This window comes from Paenibacillus sinensis (assembly GCF_019904155.1).
Lineage (GTDB): Bacteria > Bacillota > Bacilli > Paenibacillales > Paenibacillaceae > Paenibacillus_AQ > Paenibacillus_AQ sinensis.
On record NZ_JAHCMB010000148.1, the window covers coordinates 136,946 to 149,479 of the forward strand.

Below are 12,534 nucleotides of genomic sequence, written 5' to 3' on the forward strand. Positions count from 1 at the left end.
CTTTCTCTCGAAATTCAGATCTGTTCGACTAGATCGAAGCTGTGACGAACTGTATTCGCTTCAGCGAAGCCTTCCTTCTCACGAACGCGGGAGAGCGCTGAGGTCGGGCAAGCTTCCACGCATTTCAGGCAGCCCTTGCAGTACTGGTAATCGATCCCTTTCAGGAACATCATCGATCTGCCCTTCTTATTAACCGTCTCTTCCCACACGAAGCACATGTCTGGACACACGGTATCGCACTCTGCGCAGTTGATGCAGGATTCGTTATCATACTTCGGAATAAGTCCCGAACGGGATATGCTGAGATCTTTCAGGAAGGTCGTGCCTGGATTGACAATGGTGCCGCCCATCGGCTGGGTTTCGTAGCCAAGCGGCGAAGTGTCGGAACGGACGAACTCCGGCATGCTCTCACCTTCCGGAAGCTCAAAGGTCAAGAATTTCACTTCGTTGTAGCCTCTGTCGAATGTGGTGATGGCCGACTGTACCGCCTGGGGATATTTCTTGCCGAGCGATTTCTCGATAACGGCCTTCATCGTATCGGGATCGAGGAACGGGCAGAGACGGAACAGTCCGCCCAGCATGGCCATATTAACACGGTTCTTCTCTTCCAGCGCGATGATCGTGGCGTCAACCACGGCGATCGTACCGGCCGTAACGCCCAGCAGTTCCTTCAGTTCCTCGGGCGACTTGGAGGAGTTCACCAGCACGGTGCTGTCAGCTTGAATGCCGCTAGTCACGTTGACGATCTTGCCCAGCGATTCATGGAAGACGCCAACGACATGAGGACGTTCGACCGGCGAGGTGTCGCGGATCGGAGTGTTGAGGTCGCAGAAGCGGATATGCGCCTTAACCGGGGAGCCCTTCTTCTCCGAGCCATAGGACGAGAAGCTGACGCCGTTCATGTTGGCGCCTACGACTCCGGCTTCTGCCAGCATCTTGCCGGCAAGGTTCGCTCCAAGACCTCCTATGGATTCAAGACGGATCTCGAAGAACCCGAGTTCATTAACTTTCGGTAATTGTACCACCGACATAACCCCTTTCTTCTGTGTCAGCTAGAATAACATCCTGATTGACTTTTTCAAAATTGTACCCTGATACCCGCCGCGGACGAAGTGATAAATCTTGCACAACGCGTCCATTTGGAATCAATAAAACTGATGGACAAGCCATATTTCACTTATATGCGGAAGGATGGTGTAACAGCAAGAGGAAGAAAGCTTCCACCAAAATCGATAATTATGTCTAAAATGTGTCTTCCGCTGCACTGTGACATTTGTTACCTATAATCTAACTAGAAAAATAAAATTTAAGATGTTAAATTTGTCACATTGAGGATGATCAAAATCACATTATATGAAAGAAAAAAATCAAGCCGCTAATCGCATGGCAAAAAAACGCATAAAAATGCCTCTTCCCTACCCCATTTCGGAGGTTTAAAGAGGCAAAATTGAAAGTGCAGATTTCTCTGCCGGAAAATAAATGTAACGATCATTGATTTTCACAAAAAAATCAAAATATTTGCGGGGTGCCAAGGCCTTGACCGCGGCCGAACGGTTTCGCATCCCTTGGCTAGAGATTAAAGCCGCTTAAGCCGCAATCATTCTGCCTGAACCACGCTCTAATGATTCGATAAATAGAACCGGACAATTCTCATTGTTAAACGTCGCCAATTACTGGCCTCCGCTTGTTGATATTCGACCCGGATGAGATCAATCCTTAAGGCCTTCATTTCTCTTCAATAGCTTCTCAAAATACTGTTTATTGTACAGCATGCTTGGATGATTCGGTTCGTAGCAAAGAGCCTTTTCATTACAATCATTGGCTTTTTCATGCTGGCCGAGCCTGTCATAGCATACACACAGCTGTAAATAGGGAAGCCAAGTCCAGCTGGCCTGATCGATCAGAGCTCCGGTTTGAGGCGGTTCCCCCAGATTGGTTGCCGCTTCAAACCAGTAGACAGCTTGATGGATCTTGTTCTCCGCCAGAAACTGAGAACCCAAATCGCAGCATATTTCCGCCCTTGGCCGGTCAAGCGTCATCGAATAAAACAAGGTTGCCTGACTTTTCTCGCGTTGCTGCTGCTTCGCATAACAGTCCGCCAGCTTGCGGCAAGCGGCAATTTGATCCTCGATCCACCCTTCCCGGGTATCCAGAAACTTTTCATATTGAACAATCGCTTCATCCAGTTTTCCATGATCCTTAAGTTCATTGGCGTAATAGTACAGATCGCGAGGCGCAAAAACCACTCCCCGCTGCTCAAGCTTCCGGTAAATTTGCAAATTCCGGTCGGTATGCGCCTTTTGTTTGGCATGGGAGACTGCAATATCGCTTTGTATAATGTGACCGCTCACTTGCAAATACTCGTGCACCGCGCCAATCCATTGAAAATGCCGGGATCTCTTGACCAACCGGTTCCGCTTAAGCGACACTGTCGGCTGTCCCTTGTCCCCGAAAGCCAAATTGTAGGACATCATCACGCTGTCGACCTCGCTGCCCAGACTTGCCTTGAGCGAGAGAAACGCCAGACGGTCCTCCTCCCGGAGCACATCATCCGCGTCTAGCCAGAAAATATAGTCTTTTGTTGCCTTGCTGAAAGCAAAGTTCCGGGCGGCTGCAAAATCGTCATGCCACTCATAATCCACAATTTGATCTGTATACAGGCGCGCCTTCTCCTTGGTCCGATCCTTCGAGCCGGTGTCGACAATTATGATTTCATCCGCAATGCCTTGTACGGAAGCAAGACATCGGGGAAGCGCCTCCTCTTCATCTTTGACGATCATGCACAGGCTGATGGTTAGTGCGGGAGGCGTGCCGCCATGCACGGAATGCATGAAGAGCTCTGCTCCTTTCAGGTCGGATTCCCGGTAAATATGATAGGCGGGATAACGAGTATCGACGAACATCGGGATTGCCAAAGCTGCTGCGCGGATACAGAAATGACGGTCTTCTCCCCAGAAGGAGATGTTCGGCAGCCTGCGGTAACGCACTCCCTTCTCGAGTGCCTCCCGGCTGATCAGGGTGCAGGCGCCAAGTCCGCCGACTTCATGAACTCCGGGTGTGTGCATTCGTTCAAGAAAACGGGCGTTCATCTCAGCCGCTTCCTGTTCGCCTGGAGGACGACCCGCTCTTTGATAGAACAAATATTCATCCATCATCCAAACCTGGGGCAGAGGATCGCTTCCAGGCTGCCAACGGGTCCAAAAGATGTTGGAAATGATCTCCTTGTTCTCATTTAGCAGCCGCTGAAGCGTGTCAGGGTAGAGCAGAAGATCGGAATCGATCAGCATTAACGAATCATAATCCTGCGCAAGCGCGTACTCAATGATGGTGTCTTTCATTCTTCCCACTTTCTCAGCCAGTTCATGAGTCCAATGATGGGTGTTCTCATCACGGAGATAAGACATTACGGAAGAGTTTCTCCAGACAAACGCCGAGGGATGCTTAATCTGAAAGTCTGCGAGAAGCTTGCGCGACTCTTCCTCATCGTTGTCATCAACGAACAGATAGTCAACAACCAGGTTCTCCATATTCAGCGAATCCAGCGATTTCAGGAAACAGGCCAGAATTTCCGGCTTCTGTCTGACTGGACTAGCAATCAGAATTCTCTTATTCACGGCTGGGCAGCATTCCTTTCAAGTCTGATGATTGGTGATAATCCATCATAATATACCGATTTAGGATATTCAGGACTGTAGATAAAGTACTCGCATAATTATTTGCGGCGATGCTAAATGGGCATCTGTACTTACCCTTTTACTTAAGCGAGGCATAATATAGCTGTTGAAAGACATTTTACGAGTAGGAGGTAATTGTTCTTGTCACAACCCAATCTCCCAAATATAACACCGTCGATAACACTGAGCAGGGATGATGCGGTTAATCTGATACTGTCTTCCATTGCGATGGAGGAGCTCAGTTTAAGCCACATTCTCAATGCGGAAGGCGAGAAGCTGCAATATGTTCTGGGAACGATTCCCGGGGTCACCGGGACGCAGCCCACGATCAACGAATTGCTGGAAGTCAACCAGAGCGTCCGTTCAACATTGGACAGCGCTGTTCGCAATCAAATGTTTCTCCAGGCCAAAATGGAAAATGCGATGCAGATTCCGACTTTGCAGGGTCCAACCGGTCCGACGGGACCGACAGGACCATCAGGCGGCCCTGTAGGACCAACCGGACCTGCAGGAGCTGTGGGCGCCACAGGACCAACCGGAGCTACGGGGACCACCGGAGCCGCCGGAAATGTCGGTGCCACCGGAGCCACCGGCGCTACAGGAGCCGGATTATCCGGAATTGTCACCTATAATGCCGCTGTTGCGCCCGGTTACCCGCTTGGTCAGGTTGTATTCTACAACGGCAGCACGTATATGGTCGTCAGCGCGCCTCCGGTTGGCCTTCCCGGCTCATCGCCCAGCTATACGCTGATCGCTGCTGCCGGCGCAACCGGCGCTGCGGGTCCTGCCGGTCCGATCGGTCCCACCGGTTCGACCGGAGCTACGGGCGCAACCGGTATCGGTCTTAGCGGAGCTGTCGCGTACAATCCCGTTCTCGCCCCCTCGTATCCAGTGGGACAGGTCGTTACTTACAACGGAAGCACCTATATTGTGACCACTGCGCCTCCCACTGGCACGCCCGGCACGTCGCCTGATTATTTGCTGCTGGCGGCTAACGGAGCCACAGGCCCTACAGGAGCAACAGGCACGAACGGTGCCACAGGAGCAACAGGAGCGACAGGAGAAACGGGAGCAACGGGTCTCCAAGGCCCCGCCGGACCTGCAGGAAGCACGGGTGCCACCGGAACCAGCGTTACGAGCAACTATGCTTTTGCCCAGAATGCATCAGGCACAATCGCCGTTCTGCTCGGCTCGGGGCTCGTCACACTGCCTGACAATCAGAATATTCCTGCCGGAATTACCATCAATGGTACGAACGATACCCTCACCGTTACGAATGCCGGCAACTATTTCATCAGCTACAGAATCAATATGACGGCCTCTTTGCTTACTTCGTCCCGCATTCTGCTGAACGGCAGCTCGGTCCCTTCCACCGCCACCGCATCGCTGGCAACGACAATTCTTCAGGCACAGACCATCATTCCGATAGCGGCGGGGAACACCATTTCGCTGCAGATCAGTTCAACTGTTTCGGTAGGCCTGCAAGCCCCTGGCGCCACTTTGACAATTATTCGTCTAACATAATTCCTGGGGACATCATCAGTCACGGTTTCCGCTGGAAGCCGTGGCTGCATGTTTTATTGCTTGAGTACCTCTGTCCTGGTTGCTGTTCGCTTACCGTACATATTCCTGCTCGAATAAACGGGGGGGATGGGATTCGATCCGGCTTGTTCCTGATGTTCAGGGACCGGTTTAACAGACTTTGCAGCCGGTGTAATACCTCTGTTACCATGATTCGCTGGTTTGCATCCCTTAGCACCAAAGGAAGCATAGCCCGGTTTAATCGCAGTATCCATTCCTGTTTCAAAAGATCGCTGGTTGAAGCATCTTTCGTACGATGAGGGTGATGCGAGATTTCAACCCAATTGGTAAACATGAAGAGCTCATGCAGGATACCGAGCATATTAATAAGCTGCAGCTGTATTGAAGCGGCATATTTCCCTCCATCAAGTTGCGCTTCCCATTCGATCAGCCCGATGATCGATTCGATTAACCTGACTCCGGAATTGCTTATTCGGTCATACGAACATTCAAGGGACGAGTCTGCACCTGCCGAAAGCGGCAGACCGTACGAATCATTTTCTCTGAATTCGAGCCACGCCCGGTCTTCCTTCTTCCTGCGCAACAAGCGCCGGTTCAACAATACAGAGTCGACAAAAGTTAGCAGAGAATGATTGTAGTTCATCACTTCCTTTAGATCGACCTTGAAGCTGGTTAGGCGTTGATGACGAATAATGCCGTTAATCTGATCCGCTTCGGCACAGAGGAGGATATCTAACGCCTCTTCTTGACGAATCTCCGCTTCGCGCATGCGGAAGAACGCCTCATTCGCCTTTATCGTAGAGGAGTGAACGGAATACTTAATGGCTTCCATATAGCCCTCCTTATGCCGCATTATTCTTCCCAGTCTTCCTCGCAGGTTTCTGTCCCCTTCTCCAGCTTCAGAATATCGGTGAACTTGAATTGAAGAAGGATTTGATTGGCGACAATCCCTCTGAGGACGCGCTCTACACTTTCATTGACTTGAAGAATCTCTTTCAGCGAGTTGGCCTTTTGACTCAGCATATATTGAATTTTCTCCGCTTCGGCGTTAAGTATATGGGAAAAGCTGATCTCCTCCATCGCGATGGAGGTTAGCAATAAATGAATGACATCCTGGCGCTTTAGAGAAATATCAGGCTTTATATCCGGAATATTGGGCAGAGACATATAGTGTTCACCTCATTTCTGCATGATCAAGAAGTCATCATGGAACATATTATGTAACTGGGCGCAAAGCGTTCGTACACACCTTCTTTTCTATTGCGCATTCGATCTGAATAAATCTGACAATGAGGTGTATGCTTGGTGAAGAAGCCCTCCATTTCCCTGTGCATGATTGTGAAGGATGAAGCCAGCTCTCTGGACAGATGTTTAAAAAGCGCCGTTCGTTATGTGGATGAAATTATTATTGTGGATACGGGATCAACTGACGGAACTCCGGATATCGCCAGAACCTTCACCCCCTCGGTTATACCCTTTCCGTGGAACGAAAGCTTCTCCGATGCTCGGAACTTTGGGCTAAGCCAGGCAAATGGAGACTGGATCATGTGGCTGGATGCCGATGAGATTATGGAGTGCGATGATGACCCAAGGCTGTTAAGGGAACTGAGCGACAGCAAGGAATTGCTGCTCTCTGTCCGAACCGTCCAATATATGGGGATGGAGCCTGACTTAAATCAGGCCTTTCAGATGGCCCAGACCCGGTTGTTCCGCAATCATGCGGGCTTTAGATTTCTGTACAGCATTCACGAGATGCTGAATGCCGAGGCGGTGCTGTCCCGCACCGCACGTCATGCGCCGATTCCTCTTGTGCCGATTACCGTGCATCACTATGGATATATGGATCAGGAAGCCGCCCGGAAGCATACCGTAGAGCGGAATTTGCGGATGTTGGAGCAGGCGGATGCTTCATCGGAGAAGCATCCCTGGCTGGAATATCATCTGGCCGGTGAATATTACAGGGGGAAGCAATACGAGAAGGCATATGAATTCGTGAATCAATCGATTCTGCGGTTTATCGAGAGCGGACAGATTCCGCCTTCCATGCTGTACCAGTTGAAGTATGCATGCGCGCTGGCAAGCGGGAACGAACAGAGCGTATGCAATTCGATCAATAAAGCGATCCAGCTATATCCCGATTACGTGGATTTGCATTACTACAAAGGAGTGATTCTATTTAAAGCGGGATGTTTTGAAGAGGCGCTCGCCACCTTCGAGCACTGCCTCTCCTTGGGGGATAATCGAATCCGTCATCTTACCGAGTACGGGGTGGGGGGTGACAAGGCTGCAAGCTACATCAAGCTCTGCCAGGAGAGGATTGGTTCCGATTAGAAGCGCGGCTTCCCCTTTCATTCTTACAAAGTGTCAAACCGTGCTCAGTCCCTGTCCGCCAACAGATGATCCTTGATGAGCTCCTGCTTCCGGCTCCAGACCGTTTCGCTTAAGTTTACGCGGTACACCTCGGGGTTCAGCTTGCGCAAATATTCCGGCCAGAACAAATCGAGCTGCTCCCGGTGATAGGCGCGGATCTCTTCAAGGCTTGGCAGTTGATAGACACGTAAGCCGTTCTGATAGACAGGCTCCAGCATGGGCAGCGCCGTGTAATGTTCAACCGTCTTCTGCAGGTAGGGATGCAGCGGGTTAAAGAGCTTCAGCGGCTTCCCATCCTTCGGGCTGTGCTCTTCGGGATAGCTGATGTAATCCGCCAGCGATTTGCCCTTTGGACCGATGATGCGGAAGACGTCTTTTTTGCCGGGAGTGGTCACTTTCTCAGGGTTGGAGGAAATCTTGATCGTCGGGATCATCTCACCGTTCTCCGCTTCGATTTCGACAAGCTTGTACACGCCTCCCAGGGCAGGCTGGTCCGAGGCTGTAATGAGCTGCGTGCCAACGCCCCAGGAATCGATCCGGGCACCCTGCAGCTTCAGGTTCGAGATGGTATTCTCGTCAAGATCATTGCTGGCAACGATTTTGACGTATGGGAGATCGGCTTCGTCCAGCATTTTGCGCGCTTGAATCGATAGATAGGCCAGGTCCCCGCTGTCAAGCCGGATCGCGTTCATGCGTTTGCCCATGGCTTCCAGCTTCTTCGCCGTTTCGATAGCGCGGGGAACGCCGCTTCTGAGTGTATCGAACGTGTCGACGAGCAGCGTTACACCTTCAGGCATCACCTTGGCATAGATGTCGAACGCCTCCTGCTCACTGCCGAAGCTCTGCACCCAGGAATGGGCATGCGTACCCTTCGCGGGGATGCCGAACATCCGGCCGGCCAGCAGATTCGAAGTTGCGTCGAACCCTGCGACATACGCCGCCCGCGTCCCCCAGATTGCCGCATCTGCTTCCTGGGCTCTGCGCGTCCCGAATTCCATCAGAATATCGTTACCGGCCACCAGCTTGATCCGGGCCGCCTTCGTTGCAATCAGCGTCTGGTAATTCATGAAATTTAGGATGGCCGTCTCTACAAGTTGGGCCTCCATTATCGTGCCTTCGACACGTATTAACGGTTCCTCCGGAAAGACAAGGGCTCCTTCTTTCATGGAATGGATGCTGCCCTGAAAATGAAACTGCAGCAGCTCCTCCAGAAACGCCGGATCGTAATTCTCCTCCTGCTCAGACAGGTAGCGGACATCTTCCTCCGTGAACCGGAGGCCGTCGATATAATTCACAATCCGCTCCAGACCGGCGAACACGGCGAATCCATTCCCGAAGGGAAGCTTGCGGAAATAGGCTTCAAAGACCGCGCGCCGCTTGTGCGAGCCGTTCACCCAATGGGCGTACATCATGTTGATCTCGTATTTATCCGTATGCAGAGCAAGCTCTCTGTTCAACTGATTCATCTCCTGTCGTCACAAACGCCGTTCTTTATCTCTAAAATAAGGCGGAAAAAGCGGCTGGCCGCCGCTTCTTATCCAGTGTTCTATGAAAGGGCAGCCGAATACAGGGAGCAAAGGAAGCGCCCCGTACGACCCGGCTGTAGGCCGTAAGCTGTTAGTATGGCCAAATCCGCCATTACGTATAAATCGACAGCAGCGGCTGATGGTCTGTGAACATGTAGAGCTGCGCTGGCCGCTGTGAGTATTGATTCGAGCTGAGCGGGTTGCCCTCGCTGTCCCGCACCTCCTGAAGAATGCCCTGACGGCTTCTTGTCGAAGTGATCTTGCGGATAAAGTTCGGCTCCTTGAATTCGGGAACCACCGTCTGGATCACCTGATACAGCTCGCTGAGCGTGAAATGCGGAGGCAAAAACTGCTTCGCAATCGTCGTCTGAAGCATCTGCTGCTGAATCCGCAGGTAAGCGTCGGTAATAATGTCGTGATGGTCGAAGGCGAGATCCAGCTCCTCAAGCGCCTCTCTCAAGGTGAACAGCCCAACCTCTCCTGCGTCGTCCGAGGCCTGCCGCTGCTCCAGCATCCACTCTTCCACGAGTGCGAAGAAGGCATGGCTGATAATCCAGCCGCGAGGGTCTCTCCCCGGCGTACTGTAGACGCCAAGATACTCCAAATGTCCTCCATCCACACCGGTTTCTTCCTTCAGTTCGCGTTTCGCCGCATCGTAGATCGATTCATTCTCCTGGCAAAAGCCGCCCGGTAGCGCCCATTTACCTTCACACGGCCATTTCTTCCGCCGGACCAGCATGACCTTGAGCTCGCGCAGGGGCAGCGTCTTGGTGACGGTCTTTCGCTCTCTCTTCGTCAAAGTAAACATAACAATATCCGCCGGGACCCCGTCCGGTGTCCGGTATTTTTTGGGATTATAGTGTTGTTCTCCGTTCTGGCTCACCATCAATCATCCTTTACCGCTGCTAAATTATATTCGTATCCTTAAATGTTACCAAAACTAAACTTCCAAAAGCAATAACCTTCTGTCGAATTAAAAGAAGCCTACTCCCGAGACTGTTATCCTGAATCCCCTTGACAGCGCCTTCTTATAAAAATGACCCTGCGGCTTGGCACAAGCGCAGGGTCTTTCACCGGATGGTCAGGTTCGCTTGCGTCCGGTCTCGCTTATTTATGTTAATCGCCGCATTTCGATGGGGGTGTGTCTTTCCCTGTCTCGACATTGATCTTCTCCGATACGGTGTCCCGAATGACGGAGACGACCAGTTGAAGCAGATCATTGATGTCGGTCTGGCTTTGCTGGAAATCGGCCACCAGCGGAATGCTGTCGATCTCATCCTGAAGCTCGTTGATCTCAGCCTCGATCCTCTCCACCATGGTCTTGTTGCCGAGGCTCTCGAAGGCTACGATCTCCTTCTGCTTCTTCTTGATTTGGGATATCAGCCCCTGCACGCGGGCATGGTTCTGAATCTTCTCTTCCGCCTTCTGAAAATGCCGTACTTCTTCGCTGGTCGAGATCAACGAGGCAAGCTCGCCGGCCTTGGCCATAATGTCATCGCGGCCGATCATTTCACGGGAATCATCGATTCCGTATTGATTGTTGCGGCCTCTCTCCTCTGTCATGCCGATCCCTCCATCTCTTGTTGTGAACTCACAGGACATAGGCCGCCTCAGCCGCGTATTCCCCTTTGATGTACCAGGTTTTGGTATCGGTAATCCTGACATGGACGAAGGTGCCGATCAGCTCTTTTGGTCCTTCGAAATGCACCAGCTTGTTGGTACGCGTCCGTCCGGACAGAACATTCGCGTTATTCTTGCTCTCGCCTTCGACCAGAATCTCGACCGTCCGGCCCAGCATCCGGTCGTTGCCGGCGCGGCTCTGTTCGCTCAGCAGCGCATTCAGGCGGTGGAGACGTTCACTCTTGACCTCGTCAGGCACATTGTCCTCCATCGCGGCGGCCGGAGTGCCCTCGCGGGGCGAATAGATAAACGTATAGGCCATATCAAAGCCGACCTCGCGAACAAGCGACATCGTCTCTTCGAACTGCTGCTCTGTCTCTCCGGGGAAGCCGACAATAATGTCGGTTGACAGCACAAGGTCCCTGACGGTAGCCTTCAGCTTGCGGACAAGCTCCAGATACGTTTCACGGCTGTACTTGCGGCTCATCCGCTTCAGGATGGCGTTGCTGCCGGATTGAACGGGCAGATGGATGCTCTCCATCAAATTGCCGCCTTTGCCGAGCACCTGCACCAGCTTGTCGTCAAAGTCGCGCGGATGGGAAGTCATGAATCGGATGCGAGGAATATCGATCTTCCGAAGGTCATCCATAAGATCGCCGAACGTATAATCCAGATCTGTGAAATCCTTGCCGTAGGCGTTCACGTTCTGTCCGAGCAGGGTTACTTCCTTGAAGCCCTGCCGGGCCAGTTCTCTCAGCTCGGCGATGACATCCTCGGGTCTTCGGCTGCGCTCTTTGCCCCTTGTATACGGAACGATACAATAAGTGCAGAACTTATCGCATCCGTACATGATATTGACCCAGGCGCGCATGCCTTCCCGTTTCTTGGGCAGATTCTCGATAATGTCGCCTTCCTTGGACCAGACCTCTACAACGAGCTCCTTGCTGAACACAGCTTCCTTAATCAGTTCGGGAAGACGGTGAATGTTATGGGTGCCGAAAATCATATCGACGAAGCCATGCTTCGCCATGATGCGGTTAACGACGCCCTCTTCCTGGGACATGCAGCCGCAGACGCCGAGCAGCAGACCCGGCTTCTCCGTCTTGAGATGCTTGAGATGACCAAGCTCGCCGAACACCTTATCCTCCGCGTTCTCCCGGATGGCGCAGGTGTTGAGCAGAATGATGTCAGCCTGATTCCGGTCTTCCGTGCTCCGGTAACCCATCTGCTCCAGAAGACCCTTCATCGTCTCGGTGTCATGTTCATTCATCTGGCAGCCGTAGGTAGTGATGGAGTAGAGCTTGCCTTCTCCAAAGCTTCTCATATCCTCGGGAATGGCAAAATCATAATGAACCTCGATCTCTTCCTTCCCGCGGCGTTTGCCTTCTCTATAGTCGGGCTGGCTGTTCACCTGAATCGTCCGGCCCTTGATGCGGAACGTGGTCTTGCCTTCTTCTTCGGCGATCACCTTGGCTCCGCTGAAATTGAAGTATTGGGAATAATCCTTGGCGCCCTTGCCGGATTTTAAGTCCGGTGAGCGGTTCTCCTTGGTCATGGGGTCCACACATCCTTATCTGAATCGTACTTAGCGACTAGCGCGGTATCGAATTGCACTATGAACGCCTTGTGGCGTTCTTTAAACAGCGGCTGCGGCAGCATAGGCAGACCGTTGGCAGCGCGGGCGCTATTGAATTCGTTTAGTTTTAAATATATCATATTTATGGCTTAAAATCTTTACCAGGCCTGCCCTTGTGTCCTGACTTGTGACAAGTTCATTCTTCTTGCGCGAACCGGTATCGGGC

The 12,534-nt window shown here is 52.0% G+C and carries 10 protein-coding genes; 2 read left to right on the forward strand and 8 right to left on the reverse strand.

Annotated elements, in window-relative coordinates; all coding sequences use genetic code 11:
• Nucleotides 1-14 precede the first annotated feature (14 nt).
• Together KIH86_RS16865 and KIH86_RS29980 are read right to left on the reverse strand one after the other, a co-directional pair.
• On the reverse strand, nt 15-1,025 hold the full coding sequence (locus tag KIH86_RS16865) for a 2-oxoacid:acceptor oxidoreductase family protein (protein ID WP_223087307.1): 1,011 nt from the start codon (nt 1,023-1,025) through the stop codon (nt 15-17).
• A 684-nt stretch (nt 1,026-1,709) separates the two neighbouring features.
• A complete protein-coding gene (locus KIH86_RS29980; protein WP_316503349.1) occupies nt 1,710-3,614 on the reverse strand; it encodes a glycosyltransferase in 1,905 nt (634 codons plus the stop codon).
• 201 nt (nt 3,615-3,815) lie between these two features.
• On the opposite strand from KIH86_RS29980, the gene KIH86_RS16875 reads away from it, so the two are divergent.
• A complete protein-coding gene (locus KIH86_RS16875; protein ID WP_223087305.1) occupies nt 3,816-5,198 on the forward strand; it encodes a BclA C-terminal domain-containing protein in 1,383 nt (460 codons plus the stop codon).
• A 19-nt stretch (nt 5,199-5,217) separates the two neighbouring features.
• Here KIH86_RS16875 and KIH86_RS16880 read toward each other — a convergent pair whose 3' ends face one another.
• A complete protein-coding gene (locus KIH86_RS16880; RefSeq protein ID WP_223087302.1) occupies nt 5,218-6,048 on the reverse strand; it encodes a hypothetical protein in 831 nt (276 codons plus the stop codon).
• Nucleotides 6,049-6,068: 20 nt separating this feature from the next.
• Complete coding sequence (locus KIH86_RS16885; protein WP_223087300.1) at nt 6,069-6,383, reverse strand: hypothetical protein; 315 nt, start codon at nt 6,381-6,383, stop codon at nt 6,069-6,071.
• Nucleotides 6,384-6,521: 138 nt separating this feature from the next.
• Between KIH86_RS16885 and KIH86_RS16890 the strand changes: the two genes are divergently transcribed.
• Nucleotides 6,522-7,547 carry a tetratricopeptide repeat-containing glycosyltransferase family 2 protein gene (locus KIH86_RS16890; protein WP_235775459.1) on the forward strand — a complete coding sequence of 342 codons (1,026 nt, stop codon included), beginning with the start codon at nt 6,522-6,524 and terminating at the stop codon, nt 7,545-7,547.
• Nucleotides 7,548-7,591: 44 nt separating this feature from the next.
• Here KIH86_RS16890 and KIH86_RS16895 read toward each other — a convergent pair whose 3' ends face one another.
• The 4 genes from KIH86_RS16895 to miaB all read right to left on the reverse strand — a co-directional run bounded on the left by KIH86_RS16895 (nt 7,592) and on the right by miaB (nt 12,287).
• Nucleotides 7,592-9,052: a nicotinate phosphoribosyltransferase gene (locus tag KIH86_RS16895; protein WP_223087295.1), complete on the reverse strand. Its 1,461-nt coding sequence runs from the start codon at nt 9,050-9,052 to the stop codon at nt 7,592-7,594.
• 172 nt (nt 9,053-9,224) lie between these two features.
• On the reverse strand, nt 9,225-9,995 hold the full coding sequence (locus KIH86_RS16900) for an NUDIX domain-containing protein (RefSeq protein ID WP_407672296.1): 771 nt from the start codon (nt 9,993-9,995) through the stop codon (nt 9,225-9,227).
• 233 nt (nt 9,996-10,228) lie between these two features.
• Nucleotides 10,229-10,675 carry a RicAFT regulatory complex protein RicA family protein gene (locus KIH86_RS16905; RefSeq protein ID WP_223087289.1) on the reverse strand — a complete coding sequence of 149 codons (447 nt, stop codon included), beginning with the start codon at nt 10,673-10,675 and terminating at the stop codon, nt 10,229-10,231.
• Nucleotides 10,676-10,703: 28 nt separating this feature from the next.
• Nucleotides 10,704-12,287, reverse strand: a complete 1,584-nt coding sequence (gene miaB, locus KIH86_RS16910; RefSeq protein ID WP_223087286.1) for a tRNA (N6-isopentenyl adenosine(37)-C2)-methylthiotransferase MiaB — start codon at nt 12,285-12,287, stop codon at nt 10,704-10,706.
• Between the last annotated feature and the right edge of the window lie 247 nt (nt 12,288-12,534).

Bases quoted from the DNA above. Each gene is read 5' to 3' on its own strand.
- KIH86_RS16880 (WP_223087302.1), bottom strand. From the start codon at position 6,048: ATGGAAGCCATTAAGTATTCCGTTCACTCCTCTACGATAAAGGCGAAT.
- KIH86_RS16885 (WP_223087300.1), bottom strand. From the start codon at position 6,383: ATGTCTCTGCCCAATATTCCGGATATAAAGCCTGATATTTCTCTAAAG.
- KIH86_RS16895 (WP_223087295.1), bottom strand. From the start codon at position 9,052: ATGAATCAGTTGAACAGAGAGCTTGCTCTGCATACGGATAAATACGAG.
- KIH86_RS16905 (WP_223087289.1), bottom strand. From the start codon at position 10,675: ATGACAGAGGAGAGAGGCCGCAACAATCAATACGGAATCGATGATTCC.
- miaB (WP_223087286.1), bottom strand. From the start codon at position 12,287: ATGACCAAGGAGAACCGCTCACCGGACTTAAAATCCGGCAAGGGCGCC.